Raw genomic sequence first — 21533 nt, forward strand, 5'->3', positions numbered from 1 at the left:
ATTTGTCATGGCCACTGCCCCCGAAAACAACGGTTCACAAAATCCTGCAGCACCCGAACAAAAAGACGCCAACGCGTCAGCACCAGAGAAAGACCCGAAAGCCGCCGACAGCGAACCCAAAGCCAACCCGCGTAAGCGCAAGCTGCTGCTCATCGGCCTGGTGCTGATCGTCATCCTCGGCGGTCTGGGCGTCTGGGGTTGGTACGAGTTTTACGGGCGCTGGTACGAAAGCACCGACGACGCCTACGTCAACGGCAACGTGGTTGAAATCACCCCGCAAGTGACCGGCACGGTGGTCAGCATCGGTGCCGACGATGGCGACCTGGTGCGTGAAGGTCAGGTGCTGATTCAGTTCGATCCGAGCGACGCCGAAGTCGCGCAACAAAGCGCCGAGGCCAATCTGGGTCGTACCGTGCGTCAGGTTCGCGGGCTCTACAGCAACGTCGATGGCATGAAAGCGCAACTGGCGGCCCAGCGCGCGGAAGTGCAGAAAGCGCAGGACAACTACAACCGTCGGCGCAATCTGGCGGCGGGCGGGGCGATTTCCCAAGAAGAGCTGTCCCACGCCAAGGATGATTTGACCAGCGCGCAAAACGCTCTGAACAACATCCAGCAGCAACTGGCCACCAGCACCGCGTTGGTGGATGACACGCAGGTGTCGTCGCATCCGGACGTGAAGGCGGCCGCCGCGCAGCTTCGTCAGGCTTATCTGAATAGCGCGCGCAGCACCTTGATCGCCCCGGTCACCGGTTACGTTGCCAAGCGCACGGTGCAGCTGGGCCAACGGGTTCAGCCGGGGACTGCTTTGATGGCCGTCATCCCGCTCAATCAACTGTGGATCGACGCCAACTTCAAGGAAACTCAGCTCGGCCAGATGCGCATCGGCCAGCCGGTAGACATCGAGGCGGATCTGTACGGCAGCGACGTGAGGTACAACGGCACGGTGGACAGCGTTGGCGCCGGCACCGGCAGCGCGTTTGCCTTGCTGCCTGCGCAAAACGCCACCGGTAACTGGATCAAGATCGTGCAACGGGTGCCGGTGCGCATTCACATCAATCCGGATCAACTGGCGCAGAACCCCTTGCGCATCGGTCTGTCGACGGTCGTAGACGTGAATTTGCACGACCAGAGCGGCCCGGTGCTGGCCCAGCAGCCGCCGAAACAAGCGTCGTTCAGCACCAATGTCTATGAGAAGCAGCTGGCGGATGCCGACACGTTGATCGCCCGCCTGATCCACGAAAACAGCGCAGCCACCGGCAAGACCGTGCAGCGTTGATTCGCCAGTCCCTGCGCTCCGGGCGGTTGCCTGGAGCGACTTTAAAGCTTCAAAGGATTTGCGATGAGTAACGACGCTCCCGCTTCTTTCACGCCGCCCAGCCTGCTGTTGAGCACTATTGGCCTGTCGCTGGCGACCTTCATGCAGGTGCTCGATACCACGATTGCCAACGTCGCTCTGCCGACGATTTCCGGCAACCTGGGCGTGAGTTCGGACCAGGGCACCTGGGTCATCACCTCGTTCGCGGTCAGTAACGCCATCGCATTGCCGTTGACCGGCTGGCTGAGCCGGCGGTTCGGCGAAGTGAAGCTTTTTATCTGGGCGACGCTGCTGTTCGTGATCGCCTCCTTTTTGTGCGGGATTTCCACCTCTATGCCTGAACTCGTCGGGTTCCGGGTGCTTCAAGGCTTGGTGGCAGGTCCGCTTTACCCGATGGCGCAGACACTCCTGATCGCGGTCTACCCGCCTGCGAAAAGGGGGATGGCCCTGGCACTGCTGGCGATGGTTACGGTGGCGGCGCCCATTGCCGGGCCGATTCTCGGCGGCTGGATCACCGACAGTTATGCCTGGCCCTGGATCTTTTTCATCAACGTGCCCATCGGCGTGTTCGCGGCGATCGTGGTCCGCACGCAGATGGCGGCGCGGCCTGTGACCATCACCCGACAACCGATGGACTATATCGGGCTGATTACTCTGATCATCGGCGTCGGGGCCCTGCAGGTTGTGCTCGACAAGGGCAATGACCTGGACTGGTTCGCGTCCAACTTCATCATCATCGGCACCGTTATCTCGGCTATCGGGCTGGCCGCGTTCGTGATCTGGGAGCTGACTGACGAGCATCCGGTGGTGAACTTGAGGCTGTTCTCTTTCCGCAATTTCCGCGTCGGCACCATTTGTCTGGTGCTGGGCTATTCCGGGTTTTTCGGGATCAACCTGATCCTGCCCCAATGGCTGCAGACGCAAATGGGGTATACGGCGACTTACGCCGGATTGGCTGTCGCACCGCTGGGCATATTGCCGGTTCTGATGTCGCCATTCGTGGGTAAATACGCGCCCAGATTCGACCTGCGCTTGCTGGCCGGGCTCGCGTTTTTCGGCATTGGCCTGAGCTGCTTCATGCGCGCGAACTTCACCAGTCAGGTGGATTTTGAGCACATCGCCATGGTCCAGCTGTTCATGGGCGCGGGGATTGCGCTGTTCTTCATGCCGACGCTGAGCATCCTGCTGTCGGATTTGCCGCCCTCGCAGATCGCTGATGGATCGGGGCTGGCGACGTTCCTGCGTAACCTGGGCGGCAGTTTTGCGGCGTCGCTGACCACCTGGATCTGGATTCGCCGGGCGGAACAGCATCACGCCTATCTCACCGAAAGCGTGAGTGTCTATGATCCGGCGACCCGGCACGCGCTGGACACCATGGGCGGTGCGAGCAACCAGGCTTACGCCCAGCTCGACGGCCTCGTCACCAGTCAGGCGTACATGATGTCCACGGTGGATTACTTCTACATGATGGGCTGGATATTCTTCGCGCTGATCCTGGTGGTGTGGATGGCCAAGCCACCGTTCAGCGCCAAGGCTGCGCCGGGTGGGGGCGGGCATTGAGGTCGGCGCTGGTGCACGTCCTTTAAAGGCTGTGTAGGAGCGAACTTGTTCGCGATTCAGGTGAACCCTTGTTGGAGCGAGGCTTGCCCGCGAAGAGGTCGTGTCAGTCGACGAATCAGTCTCTGACGCACCGCCTTCGCGGGCAAGCCTCGCTCCAACAAAGATCAGTCGTTCACAAAATCAAACGCGCTGAGCGCAAATCCCTGCTCGTCCACCTGCAACGTCCAGCCTTGCTTGTCCCAGTCGCCCAGCACGATGCGCTGGGCCGTGTCTTCACCGATTTGCAGCTTATGAATCGCCGGCCGATGGGTGTGGCCATGAATCAGGGTTTTCACGCCGAACTCGCTCATGATCCGCGGCACTTCTTCCGGGGTCACGTCGACAATGTCGTTGGCCTTCATGCGAGTTTGCGTCTTGCTTTCGCTGCGCAGTTTGCGCGCCAGTTTATGCCGCGTGCCCAAGGGCAGATGGCGCAGGACCCATAACATGACCGGGTTACGCAGGTAACGGCGCATGCGCTGATAGGCTTCGTCGCGAGTGCACAGGCTGTCACCGTGCATCAGCAGCACTGGTTCGCCGTTGAACTGCACCACACTCGGATCGGGCAACAAGGTGCAACCCGCCGCCTTGCAAAACGCTTTACCGAGCATGAAGTCGCGATTGCCGTGCATGAGAAATATCTGCGTGCCGCTGTCGCTCAAGACGCGCAGGGCTTCACAGATCGAACGCTGGAAGGGCGACATCGCGTCATCGCCAATCCAGGCTTCAAAAAAATCGCCAAGAATGTACAGCGATTCGGCCTCACGGGCGCGGCCTTCCAGCAGATCCAGAAACGCCCGGGTAATGTCCGGGCGTTGCTCTTCCAGATGCAGATCGGAGATCAGCAATATCACCCAACGATCTCGGCTTTCTCGATGATCACATCTTCGGCGGGCACGTCCTGATGACCGGCTTTGGACGTGGTGGCGACAGCTTTGATCTTGTCGACGATCTCGGTGCCTTCGATGACTTCGCCGAATACCGCATAGCCCCAGCCCTGCACGGTCTTGGCGCTGTGGTTAAGGAAGCTATTGTCAGCGACGTTGATAAAAAACTGCGCGGAGGCTGAATGCGGCTCCATGGTGCGGGCCATGGCCACGCTGTACTTCTTGTTCGGCAGGCCGTTGTCGGCTTCGTTCTGAATGCTTGGGCGCTTGTCTTTCTTCTCTTTCATGCCCGGCTCAAAACCACCGCCCTGGACCATGAAGTTGCCGATAACGCGGTGGAAAATGGTGTTTTCGTAATGGCCGGCTTTGACGTATTCGATGAAGTTGGCGACGGTCAATGGCGCTTTTTCAGCGTTCAGTTGCACAACGATGTCGCCGTGATTGGTGGTCAGTTTGACGTTGGACATGGGTCGTTCGCTCTTTTCAATTCGTATTGGACGGTTCTTTGCACAAGCCACTGCAGTTTTGTCACTGCGTGCTGTCAGGGGCTTGACAGGTTCGGCTATGATAAGCGCTTTGATTTAGTCGGCCTACCCTGGCCGCGACAAGTACGTTCAAGGATCCTATGAGCAAGCCCACTGACGCCGCTGCGAATTCAAAGGCAGGCCCTGCAATTCCAACCAACTTCCTGCGCCCGATCGTTCAGGCAGACCTGGACTCGGGCAAGCACACCCAGATCGTGACCCGCTTTCCGCCGGAGCCCAACGGCTACCTGCACATCGGTCACGCCAAGTCGATCTGCGTCAACTTCGGTCTGGCTCAGGAATTCGGCGGTGTGACGCATCTGCGCTTCGATGACACCAACCCGGCCAAGGAAGACCAGGAATACATCGACGCCATCGAAAGCGACGTCAAGTGGTTGGGCTTCGAGTGGTCAGGCGAGGTGCGTTATGCCTCGCAGTACTTCGATCAATTGCACGACTGGGCGGTCGAGCTGATCAAATCGGGCAAGGCTTATGTCGATGACCTGACCCCCGAACAGGCCCGCGAATACCGTGGCACCCTGACTGAGCCGGGCAAGAACAGCCCGTTCCGCGAGCGCAGCGTCGAGGAAAACCTGGACCTGTTCGCCCGCATGAAGGCCGGTGAGTTCGAAGACGGCGCCCGCGTGCTGCGCGCCAAGATCGACATGGCGTCGCCGAACATGAACCTGCGCGATCCTATTCTTTACCGCATTCGTCATGCCCATCACCACCAGACCGGTGACAAGTGGTGCATCTACCCGATCTACGACTTCACCCACGGTCAGTCCGACGCCATCGAAGGCATCACGCACTCAATCTGCACCCTGGAGTTCGAAAGCCATCGTCCGTTGTACGACTGGTTCCTCGACAACCTGCCGGTGCCGAGCAAACCGCGTCAGTACGAATTCTCGCGGCTGAACCTGAACTACACCATCACCAGCAAGCGCAAGCTCAAGCAACTGGTCGATGAAAAGCACGTACATGGCTGGGACGACCCGCGCATGTCGACGCTGTCGGGTTTCCGCCGCCGTGGCTATACGCCTGAATCGATCCGCAATTTCTGCGACATGATCGGCACCAACCGTTCCGACGGCGTGGTTGACTTCGGCATGCTCGAATTCAGCATCCGTCAGGACCTGGATCACAACGCGCCGCGTGCCATGTGCGTACTGCGTCCGTTGAAAGTCGTGATAACTAACTACCCGGAAGGCCAGGTCGATCACCTCGAACTGCCGCGTCATCCGCAAAAAGAAGAACTGGGCGTACGCAAGCTGCCGTTCTCCCGCGAAATCTACATCGACCGTGATGACTTCATGGAAGAGCCGCCAAAAGGCTACAAGCGTCTGGAGCCAAACGGCGAAGTGCGCCTGCGTGGCAGCTACGTGATCCGCGCCGACGAAGCGATCAAGGACGCCGATGGCAACATCGTCGAACTGCGTTGCTCGTACGACCCGGAAACCCTGGGCAAAAACCCCGAAGGCCGCAAGGTCAAGGGCGTTGTGCACTGGGTGCCGGCCGCTGAAAGCATCGAGTGTGAAGTGCGTCTGTACGATCGCCTGTTCCGCTCGGCCAACCCGGAAAAAGCCGAAGACGGTGCAACCTTTCTGGACAACATCAACCCGGATTCACTGCAAGTGCTGACCGGTTGTCGCGCCGAGCCGTCGTTGGGCGAAGCTCAACCGGAAGACCGTTTCCAGTTCGAACGCGAGGGTTATTTCTGCGCGGACATCAAGGACTCGAAACCCGGTCAGCCGGTATTCAATCGCACAGTCACGCTGCGCGATTCGTGGACTTGATGCTGTATCGGTAAGGGGCAGACAGTGCTTTCGATTTTCAACACGCTCACCAAGAGCAAAGAAGTGTTCAAGCCGCTGGACGGCAACAAGGTGCGCCTGTACGTCTGCGGGATGACCGTGTACGACTACTGCCACCTGGGCCACGGCCGCAGCATGGTGGCCTTCGATCTGGTGACCCGCTGGTTGCGTTTCAGCGGCTACGACCTGACCTACGTGCGCAACATCACCGACATCGACGACAAGATCATCAATCGCGCCCGTGAAAACGGCGAAGCGTTCGATGCCCTGACCGCGCGCATGATCGACGCAATGCACGAGGACGAAGCGCGCCTGAACATCCTCAAGCCGGACATGGAGCCGCGTGCCACTGATTACATCGGCGGCATGCACGACATGATCCAGAGTCTGATCGACAAGGGCTATGCCTACGCGCCGGGCAATGGTGACGTGTACTACCGCGTCGGAAAATTCCTCGGCTACGGCAAGCTCTCGCGCAAGAAGATCGAAGATCTGCGCATCGGCGCGCGTATCGAAGTCGACGAGTCCAAGGACGATCCGCTGGATTTCGTGCTGTGGAAAGGCGTCAAGCCGGGCGAGCCAAGCTGGGAATCGCCCTGGGGGCCGGGGCGTCCGGGCTGGCACATCGAGTGCTCGGTGATGTCCACCTGCTGCCTGGGTGAGACGTTCGACATTCATGGCGGCGGCAGCGACCTTGAGTTTCCGCACCATGAAAACGAAATCGCCCAGAGCGAAGCGGCCACCGGCAAGACCTACGCCAATGCCTGGATGCACTGCGGCATGATCCGCATCAATGGCGAGAAGATGTCCAAGTCCTTGAACAACTTCTTCACCATTCGCGACGTGCTTGAAAAGTATCAGCCAGAAGTGGTGCGTTACCTGCTGGTGTCGAGCCACTACCGCAGCGCGATCAACTATTCCGAAGACAGCCTGAAGGAATCAAAGTCGGCGCTGGAGCGTTTTTACCACGCGCTGCGTGGCTTGCCGGTTGCTGAGCCTGCGGGTGGCGAGGCGTTCGTCGAGCGTTTCACGGCGGCGATGAATGATGACTTTGGTACGCCGGAAGCCTGCGCGGTGCTGTTCGAGATGGTGCGCGAAATCAATCGTCTTCGTGAGACCGACCTCAACGCTGCGGCTGGTCTGGCTGCGCGCTTGAAGCAACTGGCCAGTGTCTTGGGTGTTTTGCAGCTGGAGTCTGACTACTTTCTGCGCGCAGGCGCCGAAGGGCGAGTGGATGCGGCCGAAGTGGAAGCGCTGATTCAGGCGCGTCTGCAAGCACGCACCGACAAGAACTGGGCCGAATCAGACCGCATCCGTGACCAGCTCACGGCCATGGGCGTGGTGCTGGAAGACGGGAAGGGCGTGACGACGTGGCGTTTGGCTGACTAGTCAGGCTACTGAATCTCTGCCGCATCTGACGGCCCCTTCGCGGACAGGTCCGCTCCCACAGGTTGAATTGCATTCCAACCGTGGGAGCGGACCTGTCCGCGAAGACGTCAAACCAGTCGCTGACGGCTTCCAAGCGATCCAATCAATCAAAACCCCTGCTCACGCAGCCGCTTATAAAGCGTATTCCTGCTCACTCCCAACCGCTTGGCCAGGTGCGAGATATTCCCGCCGCTCTCCTGCAACAACTCATTTAAATCCTCCGCCGAAGCCAGAATCGCCTTGGCGTTCAGCGCTTCAACGGGCTGCGACAATTCGCTGTCCATTTCCAGATCGGCGAAAAAATCCTCCGGCAGATGCTCGGCAGAAATCACATCGTCATCCGCCAACGCCAGTGCCACCTGAATGACATTACTCAACTGACGCAAATTACCCGGCCACGGGTGACGTTCGAACAGCGCCATGACCTGCGCATCAAAACCGGCCGTCTGTTGGGGCTCGCGGTGTTGCTCCCAGAGGGTGTGCACCAGCGCGATTTTGTCGGTTCGTTCACGCAAGGGGGGCAATTCAAGATTCAGGCCGCTGATGCGGTAATACAAATCCTGGCGGAAATGCCCGCTCTGCACCTGTTCCCGCAGTGAACAGTGGGTCGCAGAAATCACCCGGATGTCCACCGGATACAGCTCACTGCTGCCAAGTGGCTGCACGCAGCGCTCCTGCAAAACCCGCAACAGCCGCGCCTGAACCGGCAACGGCATGTCGCCAATCTCATCGAGAAACAACGTGCCCTTATCCGCCTTGCGAATCAGCCCGATGCTGCCTTTGTGGTGAGCGCCAGTGAACGCACCTTTCTCGTAACCGAACAGTTCGGCCTCCACCAGTTCAGACGGGATTGCCGCGCAATTGACGGCAATCAGCGGCTGCTGCGCGCGGGAGCTGGCCTGGTGCAGGGCTTTGACGAACACCTCTTTGCCCACGCCGGTTTCGCCGTGGATCAACAGCGGCACATTTTTTTCCAGCAATCGCTGCGCCTGGCGCGCCGCTTTGGCGACTTTTTCGTCGCCAAAGCCCAGAGCTGCCAATCCAGCGGATTCGCCGACGCTCGGTTTCCTCGCAGCAGGTACAGTGCGCAGTTGCACAACCTGAGCTTTGGGCCGTTTCAGCAGGCAATGAAAACGGTTATGCCCCGACGCCTGAAGCGCGAACGGCTGACCTTCCGGTTGATCGAGCAACTGGGAAACCGGCGCCTTGAACAGGTCCTCAATGTTCACCCGCAACAGGCTAACGCCCAGCAGATTGTCCGCGCGGCGGTTGGCGCAGAGGATCTGGCCGCTTTCGTCGAACACCAATAAACCCGCCCACTGACTGTCGAGGTTGTTCAGTCCGGTGTTGAAGGTGAGCTGAAAGTAACTGTGTTGGAACTGGTCGAGGATCAGCCGGTTTTCGATGGTCTGGCTCATCATCTTCACCATCCCCAACGTGTGGGACGGCGGCAGGAAGCTGTCGCTGGAGACGTCGAGCACGGCAATCATGCGGCGGCTGGCGTCGAAAATCGGCGCGGCGGAACCGGTCATGAAACGGTTGGCCTTGAGAAAGTGCTCATCGTGTTCAATGTGCACAGCCTGTTCGCAGGCCAGCGCCGTGCCAATCGCGTTGGTGCCGGTGGCTTGCTCGACCCAGGTTGCGCCCGGCACGAAACCCAGGCTCTGCGCCGGTTCAACGAAGCGCTTGGTGCCCCAGGAATTCAGCACCTGGCCCTGTTGGTCGGCGAGCAGGATCAGACAATTGGAGTTACTGAGGATGTTTTCGTAGAACGGCAAAACTTGCTGGTGGGTGGTCTGCACCAGCGAGTGGTGGCGCTCCAGCAATTGAGTGACCTGCTGCTCGGGCAATTGGCCGAACGCCGGACGCGACTGGTGGTCCAGACCGAACTCACGGCAGCGTGCCCATGAATCCTGAATGATGGTGTCGTGATTGCTGGGGATGCCAGGTAGGGCCATGGGTAGGAGTCCGAGAGCTTATTATTTTTTTAGCTTTCTTTTCTGTCAGCGGCTTGCATGAGCATCCGTGCTCGGAACGTTCATCCATTGTTGTTCAGGATTGTTCAAAGTCAATGTTCATTTTGTTCAGGTGTTCAGTGTTTACTGTTCATTTTTGTTCAGCAACGAATATCAAAATTACACATGACAGACGCCGGAGGCTCTAGCCCGGGGTTCATGGCTCAGCGAGGGTGACTGCAGCCCGCTTGGCACGATTGTCGCTATCCAACATTCGGGTCGACGAACGTTGCGACTTGAAATGCATAACTCTAATAAGAACTGAGAAAGGGCACGCCATGTCTCTCACGCTTGAGCACGTCAGCCGCGCAGTCGACGGTCAGATCTGGATCGATGATGCTTCGCTGAGCTTCGAACCTGGCTCATTCAACGTATTGCTGGGGCGCACCTTATCAGGCAAAACCAGCCTGATGCGCCTGATGGCCGGGCTGGACAAGCCGGACAGCGGCCGAGTACTGATGAATGGCAAAGATGTCACCAAGGTTGCGGTGCGTCATCGCAACGTTTCGATGGTGTACCAACAATTCATCAACTATCCGAGCATGACCGTTTTCGACAACATCGCCTCCCCACTGCGTCAGGCCGGTGTCTCGAAAGAGGAAATCCAGAGCAAGGTTCTGGAAACCGCAAAAATGCTGCGGATTGAAAAATTCCTCACCCGTTACCCCCTCGAACTCTCCGGTGGTCAGCAGCAGCGCACGGCCATGGCTCGCGCGCTGGTCAAGGACGCCGAGCTGATTCTGTTCGATGAGCCTCTGGTTAACCTGGACTACAAGCTGCGCGAAGAGCTGCGCCAAGAGATGCGCCTGCTGTTCGAAGCGCGCCACACCATCGCCATCTACGCCACCACCGAACCCAACGAAGCGCTGGCGCTGGGCGGCACAACCACCATTCTCCACGAAGGCCGGGTGATTCAGAGCGGCAGGACGCCGGAGGTGTATCACCAGCCGAAAACCGTGCTGGCCGCCGAGCTGTTCTCCGAGCCGCCGATCAATCTGATGCCGGGGCGTATAGAAGGCAACGAAGTCAGCTTCGCCAATTTCGTGCACTTCCCGCTCAACGTCGATCTGCGCAACATCGGCGATGGCGACTACCGCTTTGGCGTGCGTCCGAGCCACCTGAGCCTTGTGCCGTCCAACGACGACGATCTGGAATTGGCGGTGACCGTTGAACTGGCTGAAATCAGCGGTTCGGAAACCTTCCTTCATGTGCGCAATGAGCATTTCTCACTGGTGCTGCATTTGCCGGGCGTGCACGCCTATGACGTTGATGCGTCGATCCGCGTGTATATCCCGACGCACAAATTATTCGTGTTCGATCAGCAGGGCCGCCTGATTCAGGCACCGGGCCTGCGCATGGCGAGGGTTGCCTGATGGCTGAGATTCGCTTGCAAAACCTCGCCCATAGTTACAGCGCCACGCCGAGCGGGCCTGAAGATTATGCGATTCGCGAGATGAGCCACATCTGGGAGCAGGGCGGGGCGTACGCGCTGCTGGGTCCTTCCGGCTGTGGGAAATCGACCCTGCTCAATATCATCTCCGGCCTGCTCAGTCCGTCTGAAGGCCAGGTAATGTTCGACTCCACAGTCGTCAACACCATGTCTCCCGAGCAGCGCAATATCGCGCAGGTTTTCCAGTTTCCGGTGGTCTACGACACCATGACGGTGTACGACAACCTGGCGTTCCCGCTGCGCAATCAGGGCATGGACGAAAAGAAGATTCAGACAAAAGTCGGGGAAATCGCTGACGTCCTGGACCTGCAACCGCTGCTGAAAAAGAAAGCCAAGAACCTCACCGCCGATGAGAAGCAGAAAGTCTCAATGGGCCGTGGACTGGTTCGAGATGACGTATCGGCGATCCTGTTCGACGAACCGCTGACCGTGATCGACCCGCATCTGAAGTGGAAACTGCGACGCAAGCTCAAGCAGATCCACGAGCAGTTCAACATCACGATGGTCTACGTCACCCACGATCAGCTCGAAGCCTCGACCTTCGCCGACAAAATCGCGGTGATGTTCGGCGGCCAGATCGTGCAGTTCGGTACTCCGCGCGAATTGTTCGAAAAACCCAGGCACACCTTTGTCGGTTACTTCATCGGCAGCCCCGGCATGAACCTGATCGAAGTCACCCCGCAACCGGGTGGCGTAGGGTTCGGCGACATACATTTGCCGCTGTCTGAAGGCTTGCAGCAACGCCTGGCTTCGACCCAGTGGAGCAGCCTGAAAGTCGGCATTCGTCCGGAGTTCGTGCACCTCTGGGACGGTCCTTACGACGACGCGATGTGCGCCGACGTGACCTACGTCGAGGATCTGGGCACCTACAAGATTCTCACCCTGAAACTGGCCGGCCAGTTGCTCAAGGTCCGCATTCCCGAAGACAAACCGGTGCCGCAAGGCCAGGCCTGGATCAGCTTTCCCGGTCAGTGGCTGATGCTGTATGCCGACGATTATCTGCTCGAAGCCAATGCGCAGAGCGAGGTGCCCCATGAGTAAGGTGCAGAACAACAAGGCCTGGTGGTTGGTGATGCCAGTGTTCTTGCTGGTGGCGTTCAGCGCCATCATTCCGATGATGACCGTGGTCAACTATTCGGTGCAGGACATCTTCGACCAGTCCAGCCGCTACTTCGTCGGCACCGACTGGTTCAAGCAAGTACTGCAGGACCCGCGTCTCCATGACTCGCTGCTGCGCCAGTTCATCTATTCGGCCTGTGTGCTGCTTATCGAAATCCCGCTGGGAATTGGTATCGCGCTGACCATGCCGACCAAGGGGCGCTGGTCGTCGCTGTGCCTGATCGTCATGACTATTCCACTGCTGATCCCCTTTAACGTGGTCGGCACCATCTGGCAGATCTTCGGCCGTGGCGATATCGGCCTGCTGGGCTGGTTTCTCAATAACGTGCTGGGCATCAGTTACAACTACGCAGCCAACGCGTCGGACGCCTGGGTGACGGTGCTGATCATTGACGTCTGGCACTGGACCTCGCTGGTGGCGCTGCTCGCCTATTCCGGCTTACGGGCGATTCCGGATGTGTATTACCAGGCGGCGCGCATCGATCGGGCGTCGAGCTGGGCGGTGTTCCGTCACATTCAGCTGCCGAAGATGAAGAGCGTGCTGCTGATCGCGGTAATGCTGCGCTTCATGGACAGCTTCATGATCTACACCGAGCCGTTCGTGCTCACCGGCGGCGGGCCGGGTAACTCGACCACCTTCCTCAGCCAGACCCTGACTACCATGGCACTGGGTCAATTCGACCTGGGCCCGGCGGCGGCATTCTCGCTGGTGTACTTCCTGATCATTCTGTTGGTGTCGTGGGTGTTTTATACCGCCATGACCCACGGCGAAAAGAATTGAGGAGCGGCCGATGAGCACGCGCGAAAGTGGTTCCTGGAAAAAAATCTTGCCGTTGTGGATTTACCTGGTGTTTCTGCTGTTGCCGATCTACTGGCTGGTGAACATGTCGTTCAAGACCAACACCGAAATCCTCGGGGGCCTGACGCTGTTTCCGCAGGACTTCACATGGGCCAACTATAAGGTGATCTTTACCGACGAAAGCTGGTACAGCGGCTACATTAACTCGCTGTACTACGTGTGCCTGAATACCGTGATATCGCTGAGCGTGGCGTTGCCAGCGGCTTATGCGTTTTCACGCTATCGTTTCCTCGGTGACAAGCACCTGTTCTTCTGGTTGCTGACCAATCGCATGGCGCCGCCGGCCGTGTTCCTGCTGCCGTTTTTCCAGCTGTACTCGTCCATTGGCCTGTTCGATACCCACATTGCCGTTGCACTGGCGCACTGCCTGTTCAACGTGCCCTTGGCGGTGTGGATTCTCGAAGGCTTCATGTCCGGTGTGCCAAAGGAAATTGACGAAACCGCTTACATCGACGGCTACAGTTTTCCAAAGTTTTTCGTGAAGATCTTCATCCCTTTGATTGGCTCCGGCATCGGCGTGACAGCGTTCTTCTGCTTCATGTTTTCGTGGGTCGAGCTGTTGCTGGCGCGCACGCTGACTTCGGTCAACGCCAAGCCCATCGCGGCAGTGATGACCCGCACGGTGTCGGCATCGGGTATCGATTGGGGGGTGCTGGCAGCGGCGGGGGTGTTGACCATTCTGCCGGGCATGCTGGTGATCTGGTTCGTTCGCAATCACGTGGTCAAGGGCTTTGCTCTTGGTCGTGTCTGAGGAGTCGAAAAAATGGAATGGATGGCCTGGACACTGCCCACCGCAATTTTCTTTGGCAGCATCGCCGCGATATTGGTCGGCATGACTGCCTGGGAATTGCGCTCGGCGAGCATTGAACGGCGCGGTTTCTTGCCGATTTCCACCACCCGTGGCGATCGGTTGTTCATCGGTTTACTCGGCAGCGCCTACCTGCATTTGCTGGTGATTGGCGCGACCGACTGGAGCATCTGGGTCGCGTCGGGGATTTCTCTGGTGTGGCTGTTGGTGGTCATGCGTTGGGGTTGAAGATTGAGTCGTAAGAGCGCCGCTTCCATAAGAGGCGCGACAGGTTGGCAAGCGGGACTACATAAGAAAAAACACTGGAGGTGTCTATGTTCAATAAGAAAAACAAGCTGCGACATAGCGTGACGTTGGCAACCATGCTGACACTCACCGGCTTGAGCGTGTCGGCGTGGGCGGATCAGTACGAAGATGCAGCGAAGAAATGGGTAGGCAGCGAGTTCAAGCCTTCCACGCTCAACGCCGAACAGCAACTGGAAGAGTTGAAGTGGTTCATCAAGGCGGCCGAACCGTTTCGCGGCATGAAGATCAAGGTGGTGTCGGAAACCCTGACCACCCACGAGTACGAATCCAAGACCCTGGCCAAGGCGTTCACTGAGATCACCGGCATCGAGCTGACCCACGACCTGCTACAGGAAGGTGACGTCATCGAGAAGCTGCAAACGGCCATGCAGTCCGACAAAAGCATTTATGACGGCTGGGTCAACGACTCGGACCTGATCGGTACGCACTTTCGCTACGGCAAAGCCGAATCACTCACCGATCTGATGGCCAATGAAGGCAAGAACTTCACGTCGCCAACGCTGGACATCAAGGATTTCATTGGCACCTCGTTCACCACTGCGCCAGACGGCAAGCTCTACCAGCTGCCGGATCAGCAGTTCGCCAACCTGTACTGGTTCCGCGCCGACTGGTTTGACCGTGCTGACCTGAAAGAGAAGTTCAAGGCCAAGTACGGCTACGAGCTGGGCGTTCCGGTCAACTGGTCTGCCTATGAAGACATCGCCAAGTTCTTCAGCGAAGACGTCAAGGAAATCGACGGCAAGAAAGTCTACGGCCACATGGACTACGGCAAAAAAGACCCATCCTTGGGCTGGCGCTTCACCGACGCCTGGTTCTCCATGGCCGGCAGCGGTGACAAGGGCCTGCCAAACGGTTTGCCGGTGGACGAGTGGGGTATTCGCGTAGAAGACTGCCATCCGGTCGGTTCGAGCATCACCCGAGGTGGCGACACCAACGGCCCGGCTGCTGTGTTCGCGACCCAGAAATACATCGACTGGCTCAAAGCCTACGCGCCACCTGAAGCTGCGGGCATGACGTTTTCTGAGTCGGGCCCTGTGCCGTCCCAAGGCAACGTCGCTCAGCAGATCTTCTGGTACACCGCGTTCACGGCCGACATGACCAAGCCTGGTCTGCCGGTGATGAATGCTGATGGAACACCGAAGTGGCGGATGGCGCCGTCGCCTAAAGGTCCGTACTGGAAAGAGGGCATGAAGCTCGGCTATCAGGACGTGGGTTCGTGGACATTCCTCAAGGCGACGCCTGAGAAGCAACGTCTGGCGGCTTGGCTGTACGCACAATTCGTGACTTCGAAGACTGTATCGCTGAAGAAAACCATTGTTGGCCTGACGCCGATTCGTGAGTCGGACATCAACTCCAAAGAGATGACCGCCCTGGCGCCAAAACTCGGTGGTCTGGTGGAGTTCTACCGCAGCCCTGCCCGTGTTCAATGGTCGCCAACCGGCACCAACGTTCCCGATTATCCGAAGTTGGCGCAACTGTGGTGGAGCCATGTGGCTGAAGCCGTTACTGGCGAGAAAACCGCGCAAGCGGCTCTCGATGGTCTGGCCAAGGATCAGGACGCGATCATGACCCGTATCGAGCGCTCCAAGGTCCAGGACGCGAGCAATTGCGCGCCGAAGATGAACCCGGAAACCTCGGCTGAGGAGTGGTACAAAAAGGCAGAGAGCAGCGGCGGCAAGTTCCTGGCGCCACAGCGCAAACTGGCGAACGAGAAGCCGAAGGGCGAAACCATCAACTACAACGAACTGCTGAAAAGCTGGGAAGCGGCCAAGAAGTAAATTCTGATATCGCTGGAGCGGTGCTCTGTAGGAGCGAATTTATTCGCGAGGCGGCGTAACTGGAACACCCGGTCGCGCCTCTCGCCAACAAGTTGGCGCCTACAGAAGCGCTGAAGTTAGGGATAAAAAAACGGCACTCTCGGGTGCCGTTTTTATTTGCCTGATCGGTCGAGCTGATCAGCCGTGCAGCGTCTCGGCTGCGTACAAGGTGTTTTCCAGCAGGCAGGCCCGGGTCATCGGCCCCACACCGCCTGGCACGGGCGTTATCCAGCCAGCGCGGGGCAGGGCGGTGTCATAAACCACATCACCTACCAGCTTGCCGTCTTCCTGACGGTTGATCCCGACGTCAATGACGATAGCGCCTGGCTTGATCCATTCACCCTTGACCAGTCCGGGTTTGCCGGCAGCCACCACGACTAGATCCGCGCGGCCGACGTGGCCTGCCAGATCCTGAGTGAAGCGGTGGGTCACGGTCACGGTGCAACCGGCGAGCAACAATTCCATCGCCATCGGGCGACCGACGATATTGGAGGCGCCAACCACCACTGCATCCTTGCCATACAGATCGACCCCGGTGCTTTCCAGCAGGGTCATGATGCCTTTAGGCGTGCAAGGACGAAGCAGCGGGATACGTTGAGCCAGACGGCCGACATTATAAGGATGGAAACCATCGACGTCTTTGTCCGGGCGGATGCGCTCCAGCAGGCTGGAAGCGTCCAGATGCTCCGGCAAAGGCAGTTGCAGCAGAATGCCGTCGATGGCCGCGTCATTGTTGAGGCGATCAATGAGATCGGTCAGCTCGGTCTGAGTGGTTTCGCTGGGCAGGTCATAGGCCTGGGAAATGAACCCGACTTCTTCGCAGTCTTTGCGTTTGTGCGAGACGTAAACCTGAGAGGCGGGGTCGCTGCCGACCAGTATCACCGCCAGGCCCGGCGTACGCAGGCCCTGCTCGTGACGCTCGGCGACACGTTTGGCGATCTGCTGGCGCAGGTTGGCTGCGATCGCTTTGCCGTCTATTAGTTTTGCAGTCATTACGCGTGATTAACCATCGGAAGGGAGGAAAAAAGAGCGCGCATTCTCGCATGACATCGCCCAAGGGCAAAGGCGGTTGGTCTGCATAATCCCCTAACCCCTTTAATTAACTGAATTTTTTAGAAAAAAGAGTTGACGACCTTTTAGACCGTCTATAAGATTCGTCGCACTTGTCGGGCACAGCCTAGCACTGAGTGGCCAGCGATGGCGGACGAAGTCGGTAGGTTGATTGAGTCAGGTGGGTTTAGATCTGCTCAGCTTGATTGAAGCGCTTGGTTTGTAATCGCAAGAATACAAATTATATAAGTGCCCGTAGCTCAGCTGGATAGAGCATCCGCCTTCTAAGCGGATGGTCGCAGGTTCGAGTCCTGCCGGGTGCGCCATTAACGGCAGCTTTGGCACAAGTAGCATTCAAATAGAATGCGCCGGTTACAACGCGATATGGTGGGCGTAGCTCAGTTGGTAGAGCACGGGATTGTGACTCCCGTTGTCGAGGGTTCGATCCCCTTCGTCCACCCCATATTCGAAGAAGGCGCCAGACTTATAATCTGGCGCCTTTGCTTTAACAGCTTCAAATGCGGATGTGGTGGAATTGGTAGACACACTGGATTTAGGTTCCAGCGCCGCAAGGTGTGAGAGTTCGAGTCTCTCCGTCCGCACCAGTTAAAAACCTTGAGAATTGCCTTGGCGTTCTCAGGGAATAGAAAAGCCGCCTAGTGCGGCTTTTTTTGTTTCAGCGTATTGGTTTCATGATGCAGCAACCCCGACGGCTGATCCGTTGCAGGGTTGTCTGGACTGTTTCCAGGGACTGGATCGATATTCGGTCATGCTTCGCTTCCTTTATATAGGAGCGGATCAGGGCTGTCCCAGAGCGCTCGCGACAGCCATTGGTGCGCGCGACGCATCCCTTGATTGGTTCCACTTTATTTACCCTGATTCAGTAGGGTGACTTCTTGAGTTTGACCCACTAGAATGCTTGCCCTTGATTCTGGGGTCGGAAACGGCCGGCTAACGTCTGTGCAACGAGGAATATCCATGCAAGTTTCTGTTGAAAATACTTCCACTCTTGAGCGCCGCATGACCATTGGCGTGCCAGCTGAGCGCATCGAGACTGAAGTCAACAAGCGTCTGCAGCAGACCGCACGTAAAGCCAAGATCCCGGGCTTCCGCCCAGGCAAAGTGCCTATGAGCGTGATCCGCCAGCGTTACGAAGACGGTGCTCGTCAAGATGCATTGGGCGACCTGATCCAGGCGACCTTCTACGAAGCCGTCGTAGAGCAAAAGCTGAACCCGGCCGGCGCTCCATCGGTTGAGCCAAAGTCCTTCGAAAAAGGCAAGGACCTGGAATACGTCGCTACTTTCGAAGTATTCCCGGAGTTCACCGTTGCCGGTTTCGAATCCGTTGCCGTTGAGCGTTTGTCCGCAGATGTGGCCGACAGCGACCTGGACAACATGCTGGAAATCCTGCGCAAGCAGAACGTTCGTTTTGAAGAGACCGATCGCGCTGCTCAAAACGAAGATCAACTGAACATCGATTTCGTGGGCAAGATCGACGGCGAAGAGTTCGCTGGCGGTTCCGCTACCGGCACTCAGCTGGTACTGGGTTCGGCTCGCATGATCCCAGGCTTCGAAGATGCTCTGGTTGGCGCAAAAGCTGGCGAAAAGCGTGTTCTGACTCTGACATTCCCAGAGGATTATCAGAATCTGGAACTGGCCGGCAAGCCGGTTGAGTTCGATGTGACCGTCAACACCGTTTCCGAGCCGAAACTGCCTGAGTTGAACGAAACGTTCTTCAATCAGTTTGGCATCAAGGAAACCGGGATCGACGGCTTCCGCACCGAAGTTCGCAAGAACATGGAGCGCGAACTGCGTCAGGCGATCAAGTCCAAGGTCAAGAATCAGGTAATGGACGGCTTGCTGGCCGCCAACCCGATTGAAGTGCCGAAAGCGCTGCTGGAAAACGAAGTGAACCGTCTGCGTGTTCAGGCCGTTCAACAGTTCGGCGGCAACATCAAGCCAGATCAGCTGCCTGCCGAGCTGTTCGAAGAGCAAGCCAAGCGTCGCGTTGAGCTGGGCCTGATCGTTGCTGAAGTGGTCAAGCAGTTCGACCTCAAGCCTGACGAAGATCGCGTTCGCGAGCTGATCAAGGAAATGGCTTCCGCTTACCAGGAACCAGAGCAGGTCGTATCCTGGTACTACAAGAACGAACAGCAAATGAACGAAGTGCGTTCGGTTGTGCTGGAAGAGCAAGTTGTGGATACTGTTTTGCAGAAAGCGAGCGTGACCGATAAAGCGGTCTCGTACGAAGAAGCTGTCAAGCCGGTAGAAGCTCCACAAGCCGACTGATTTCTCCTCTCGTTCGAAAACACCATAAGCCAGCCTTCGCGCTGGCTTATGCGTATTCAAGACATGACTATTTGGGAGTGAATGCCGGACATGTCCCGCAATTCTTATATTCAGCAGAACTCTGACATCCAGGCCGCAGGCGGCCTGGTCCCGATGGTTATCGAGCAGTCCGCCCGTGGCGAACGCGCCTATGACATCTATTCGCGCCTGCTCAAGGAGCGAGTGATCTTTCTGGTGGGTCCAGTAGAAGACTACATGGCCAACCTGATCTCGGCGCAACTGCTGTTCCTTGAAGCGGAAAACCCGGACAAGGACATCCATCTTTACATCAACTCACCAGGCGGTTCGGTGACTGCAGGCATGGCGATCTACGACACCATGCAGTTCATCAAGCCAGACGTGTCGACCACATGCATGGGTCAGGCCTGCAGCATGGGCGCGTTTCTGTTGGCCGGTGGCGCACATGGCAAGCGTTTCGCACTGCCGAATTCGCGCGTGATGATTCACCAGCCGCTGGGCGGTTTCCAGGGTCAGGCTTCGGATATCGATATCCATGCCAAAGAGATCCTGTTCATTCGTCAACGTCTGAATGAATTGCTGGCTCACCACACAGGTCAGTCGCTGGAAACCATCGAGAAAGACACCAACCGCGACAACTTCATGAGCGCCGAACGCGCTGCTGAATACGGTCTGGTTGATTCGGTTCTCGACAAACGCCAAATGGTCAAATGACTGCTAGATAGGCAGTAATCCCGGGTGGCCGGACATCCGTGCCACCTGCGGACTTGAAAAAGCCCGCAATTGCCTTCATCTTGTGTTGCAAGCCTACCGGATTGGATCGATCGAATGACTGACACCCGCAACGGCGAGGATAACGGCAAACTGCTTTACTGCTCCTTCTGCGGCAAAAGCCAGCATGAAGTACGCAAGTTGATTGCCGGCCCCTCGGTATTTATCTGTGACGAGTGCGTCGACCTGTGCAATGACATCATCCGCGAGGAGGTGCAAGAAGCCCAGGCAGAGAGCAGCGCCCATAAATTACCATCGCCTAAAGAAATCAGCGGCATCCTTGACCAGTATGTAATCGGTCAGGAACGTGCCAAAAAGGTTCTCGCGGTAGCGGTGTACAACCACTACAAGCGTTTGAACCAGCGTGACAAGAAAAACGACGACGTTGAGTTGGGCAAGAGCAACATCCTGCTGATCGGCCCTACGGGCTCCGGCAAGACCCTGTTGGCGGAAACGCTGGCTCGTTTGCTCAATGTTCCTTTCACCATCGCGGACGCCACCACCCTGACCGAAGCCGGTTATGTGGGTGAGGACGTTGAAAACATCATCCAGAAGTTGTTGCAGAAGTGCGATTACGACGTAGAGAAGGCCCAGATGGGTATTGTCTATATCGATGAAATCGACAAGATTTCGCGCAAGTCTGACAACCCTTCGATCACTCGTGACGTGTCCGGTGAAGGCGTGCAACAAGCCTTGCTGAAGCTGATCGAGGGCACTGTGGCTTCCGTTCCGCCCCAAGGCGGTCGCAAGCACCCACAGCAGGAATTCCTGCAAGTGGATACGCGTAATATCCTGTTTATCTGTGGTGGCGCGTTCTCTGGGCTTGAAAAAGTCATCCAGGCGCGTTCTACCCGCGGTGGAATCGGTTTTAACGCGGAAGTGCGCAGCAAGGAAGAAGGCAAGAAGGTGGGCGAGTCCCTGCGTGAAGTCGAGCCTGACGATCTGGTCAAGTTTGGTCTGATCCCGGAATTCGTTGGCCGTCTGCCAGTACTGGCAACGCTTGATGAGCTGGATGAAGCTGCGCTGATGCAGATTTTGACCGAGCCCAAGAATGCGCTGACCAAGCAGTACGGCAAGCTCTTTGAAATGGAAGGCGTGGACCTTGAGTTCCGTCCGGATGCGCTTAAATCGGTTGCTCGTCGTGCGCTTGAGCGCAAGACCGGTGCCCGAGGTCTACGTTCCATCCTGGAGGGTGTGCTTCTCGACACCATGTATGAAATCCCGTCGCAGTCTGACGTGAGCAAAGTGGTCATCGATGAAAGCGTCATCGAAGGGACGTCCAAGCCGCTGTTGATTTATGAAAACAGCGAGGCACCTGCGAAGGTGGCGCCTGACGCTTAAGCGTTGGCGTCATGCCGCAAGTGATGTAAACGCAGAGGGGCCTTCGGGCCCCTTTTGCATTTGAAGCGGTTTTGCATTTCGTTGATCCCGCGCTTGTTTTTTTAGGTATCTACCCCCATCTTG

17 protein-coding genes and 3 tRNA genes are annotated in these 21533 nt (G+C 57.6%); 16 read left to right on the forward strand and 4 right to left on the reverse strand.

The annotated features are described in order from the left end of the window. The first annotated feature begins 7 nt into the window (after positions 1 to 7). Positions 8 to 1276: an EmrA/EmrK family multidrug efflux transporter periplasmic adaptor subunit gene (locus tag ACWKWM_RS15425; protein ID WP_483846967.1), complete on the forward strand. Its 1269-nt coding sequence runs from the start codon at positions 8 to 10 to the stop codon at positions 1274 to 1276. Positions 1277 to 1339: 63 nt separating this feature from the next. Further along, complete coding sequence (locus ACWKWM_RS15430) at positions 1340 to 2875, forward strand: DHA2 family efflux MFS transporter permease subunit (RefSeq protein WP_483846968.1); 1536 nt, start codon at positions 1340 to 1342, stop codon at positions 2873 to 2875. Positions 2876 to 3039: 164 nt separating this feature from the next. On the opposite strand, the gene lpxH is transcribed toward ACWKWM_RS15430, so the two are convergent. Continuing rightward, positions 3040 to 3768 carry a UDP-2,3-diacylglucosamine diphosphatase gene (lpxH, locus tag ACWKWM_RS15435; protein WP_483846969.1) on the reverse strand — a complete coding sequence of 243 codons (729 nt, stop codon included), beginning with the start codon at positions 3766 to 3768 and terminating at the stop codon, positions 3040 to 3042. After that, positions 3765 to 4268, reverse strand: a complete 504-nt coding sequence (locus ACWKWM_RS15440; RefSeq protein WP_483846970.1) for a peptidylprolyl isomerase — start codon at positions 4266 to 4268, stop codon at positions 3765 to 3767. The genes lpxH and ACWKWM_RS15440 overlap by 4 nt, the downstream gene beginning before the upstream one ends. 158 nt (positions 4269 to 4426) lie before the next feature. Here ACWKWM_RS15440 and ACWKWM_RS15445 point away from each other — a divergent pair, with 158 nt between their 5' ends. Together ACWKWM_RS15445 and cysS are read left to right on the forward strand one after the other, a co-directional pair. Beyond that, positions 4427 to 6121, forward strand: a complete 1695-nt coding sequence (locus ACWKWM_RS15445) for a glutamine--tRNA ligase/YqeY domain fusion protein (protein ID WP_483846971.1) — start codon at positions 4427 to 4429, stop codon at positions 6119 to 6121. Between the two features lie 24 nt (positions 6122 to 6145). After that, complete coding sequence (gene cysS, locus ACWKWM_RS15450; RefSeq protein WP_483846972.1) at positions 6146 to 7528, forward strand: cysteine--tRNA ligase; 1383 nt, start codon at positions 6146 to 6148, stop codon at positions 7526 to 7528. A gap of 146 nt (positions 7529 to 7674) precedes the next feature. On the opposite strand, the gene ACWKWM_RS15455 is transcribed toward cysS, so the two are convergent. Beyond that, entirely contained in the window at positions 7675 to 9525 is a 1851-nt protein-coding gene (locus ACWKWM_RS15455; protein WP_483846973.1) for a sigma-54-dependent Fis family transcriptional regulator, read from the reverse strand. 335 nt (positions 9526 to 9860) lie between these two features. Here ACWKWM_RS15455 and ACWKWM_RS15460 point away from each other — a divergent pair, with 335 nt between their 5' ends. The 6 genes from ACWKWM_RS15460 (at position 9861) to ACWKWM_RS15485 (ending at position 15902) form a co-directional block, all read left to right on the forward strand. Beyond that, complete coding sequence (locus tag ACWKWM_RS15460; RefSeq protein WP_483846974.1) at positions 9861 to 10955, forward strand: ABC transporter ATP-binding protein; 1095 nt, start codon at positions 9861 to 9863, stop codon at positions 10953 to 10955. Next, the gene (locus ACWKWM_RS15465; protein ID WP_483846975.1) at positions 10955 to 12073 is read left to right on the forward strand and encodes an ABC transporter ATP-binding protein; all 1119 of its coding nucleotides are present in this window, start codon (positions 10955 to 10957) and stop codon (positions 12071 to 12073) included. The genes ACWKWM_RS15460 and ACWKWM_RS15465 overlap by 1 nt, the downstream gene beginning before the upstream one ends. Continuing rightward, positions 12066 to 12932 carry a carbohydrate ABC transporter permease gene (locus ACWKWM_RS15470; RefSeq protein WP_483846976.1) on the forward strand — a complete coding sequence of 289 codons (867 nt, stop codon included), beginning with the start codon at positions 12066 to 12068 and terminating at the stop codon, positions 12930 to 12932. The genes ACWKWM_RS15465 and ACWKWM_RS15470 overlap by 8 nt, the downstream gene beginning before the upstream one ends. Before the next feature lie 10 nt (positions 12933 to 12942). Continuing rightward, positions 12943 to 13761: a carbohydrate ABC transporter permease gene (locus ACWKWM_RS15475; RefSeq protein ID WP_483846977.1), complete on the forward strand. Its 819-nt coding sequence runs from the start codon at positions 12943 to 12945 to the stop codon at positions 13759 to 13761. A 12-nt stretch (positions 13762 to 13773) separates the two neighbouring features. Next, positions 13774 to 14046 carry a DUF2160 domain-containing protein gene (locus ACWKWM_RS15480; RefSeq protein WP_483836146.1) on the forward strand — a complete coding sequence of 91 codons (273 nt, stop codon included), beginning with the start codon at positions 13774 to 13776 and terminating at the stop codon, positions 14044 to 14046. Positions 14047 to 14132: 86 nt separating this feature from the next. Continuing rightward, positions 14133 to 15902 (forward strand): ABC transporter substrate-binding protein, encoded by a 1770-nt coding sequence (locus ACWKWM_RS15485; RefSeq protein WP_483846978.1) that lies wholly within the window; start codon positions 14133 to 14135, stop codon positions 15900 to 15902. Between the two features lie 177 nt (positions 15903 to 16079). On the opposite strand, the gene folD is transcribed toward ACWKWM_RS15485, so the two are convergent. Continuing rightward, positions 16080 to 16934 (reverse strand): bifunctional methylenetetrahydrofolate dehydrogenase/methenyltetrahydrofolate cyclohydrolase FolD, encoded by an 855-nt coding sequence (gene folD, locus ACWKWM_RS15490; protein WP_483846979.1) that lies wholly within the window; start codon positions 16932 to 16934, stop codon positions 16080 to 16082. Positions 16935 to 17240: 306 nt separating this feature from the next. On the opposite strand from folD, the gene ACWKWM_RS15495 reads away from it, so the two are divergent. The 6 genes from ACWKWM_RS15495 (at position 17241) to clpX (ending at position 21410) form a co-directional block, all read left to right on the forward strand. Continuing rightward, a tRNA-Arg gene (locus tag ACWKWM_RS15495) sits at positions 17241 to 17317 on the forward strand. Between the two features lie 61 nt (positions 17318 to 17378). Continuing rightward, positions 17379 to 17454 (forward strand) — tRNA-His (locus tag ACWKWM_RS15500). 57 nt (positions 17455 to 17511) lie between these two features. Continuing rightward, positions 17512 to 17596, forward strand: a tRNA-Leu gene (locus tag ACWKWM_RS15505). Between the two features lie 373 nt (positions 17597 to 17969). Beyond that, positions 17970 to 19280: a trigger factor gene (tig, locus tag ACWKWM_RS15510; protein ID WP_483846980.1), complete on the forward strand. Its 1311-nt coding sequence runs from the start codon at positions 17970 to 17972 to the stop codon at positions 19278 to 19280. 90 nt (positions 19281 to 19370) lie between these two features. Then, positions 19371 to 20012 carry an ATP-dependent Clp endopeptidase proteolytic subunit ClpP gene (clpP, locus tag ACWKWM_RS15515; RefSeq protein WP_268797144.1) on the forward strand — a complete coding sequence of 214 codons (642 nt, stop codon included), beginning with the start codon at positions 19371 to 19373 and terminating at the stop codon, positions 20010 to 20012. A gap of 114 nt (positions 20013 to 20126) precedes the next feature. Beyond that, positions 20127 to 21410, forward strand: a complete 1284-nt coding sequence (clpX, locus tag ACWKWM_RS15520) for an ATP-dependent Clp protease ATP-binding subunit ClpX (protein ID WP_483846981.1) — start codon at positions 20127 to 20129, stop codon at positions 21408 to 21410. Positions 21411 to 21533: the final 123 nt, after the last annotated feature.

Source organism: Pseudomonas rosaeacicularis (assembly GCF_057128745.1).

Excerpts from the sequence above, each read along its gene's own strand:
- ACWKWM_RS15425 (WP_483846967.1), top strand. The coding sequence starts at position 8 with ATGGCCACTGCCCCCGAAAACAACGGTTCACAAAATCCTGCAGCACCC.
- ACWKWM_RS15430 (WP_483846968.1), top strand. The coding sequence starts at position 1,340 with ATGAGTAACGACGCTCCCGCTTCTTTCACGCCGCCCAGCCTGCTGTTG.
- ACWKWM_RS15440 (WP_483846970.1), bottom strand. The coding sequence starts at position 4,268 with ATGTCCAACGTCAAACTGACCACCAATCACGGCGACATCGTTGTGCAA.
- ACWKWM_RS15445 (WP_483846971.1), top strand. The coding sequence starts at position 4,427 with ATGAGCAAGCCCACTGACGCCGCTGCGAATTCAAAGGCAGGCCCTGCA.
- ACWKWM_RS15455 (WP_483846973.1), bottom strand. The coding sequence starts at position 9,525 with ATGGCCCTACCTGGCATCCCCAGCAATCACGACACCATCATTCAGGAT.
- ACWKWM_RS15460 (WP_483846974.1), top strand. The coding sequence starts at position 9,861 with ATGTCTCTCACGCTTGAGCACGTCAGCCGCGCAGTCGACGGTCAGATC.
- ACWKWM_RS15465 (WP_483846975.1), top strand. The coding sequence starts at position 10,955 with ATGGCTGAGATTCGCTTGCAAAACCTCGCCCATAGTTACAGCGCCACG.
- ACWKWM_RS15470 (WP_483846976.1), top strand. The coding sequence starts at position 12,066 with ATGAGTAAGGTGCAGAACAACAAGGCCTGGTGGTTGGTGATGCCAGTG.
- ACWKWM_RS15475 (WP_483846977.1), top strand. The coding sequence starts at position 12,943 with ATGAGCACGCGCGAAAGTGGTTCCTGGAAAAAAATCTTGCCGTTGTGG.
- ACWKWM_RS15480 (WP_483836146.1), top strand. The coding sequence starts at position 13,774 with ATGGAATGGATGGCCTGGACACTGCCCACCGCAATTTTCTTTGGCAGC.
- ACWKWM_RS15485 (WP_483846978.1), top strand. The coding sequence starts at position 14,133 with ATGTTCAATAAGAAAAACAAGCTGCGACATAGCGTGACGTTGGCAACC.
- folD (WP_483846979.1), bottom strand. The coding sequence starts at position 16,934 with ATGACTGCAAAACTAATAGACGGCAAAGCGATCGCAGCCAACCTGCGC.
- tig (WP_483846980.1), top strand. The coding sequence starts at position 17,970 with ATGCAAGTTTCTGTTGAAAATACTTCCACTCTTGAGCGCCGCATGACC.
- clpP (WP_268797144.1), top strand. The coding sequence starts at position 19,371 with ATGTCCCGCAATTCTTATATTCAGCAGAACTCTGACATCCAGGCCGCA.
- clpX (WP_483846981.1), top strand. The coding sequence starts at position 20,127 with ATGACTGACACCCGCAACGGCGAGGATAACGGCAAACTGCTTTACTGC.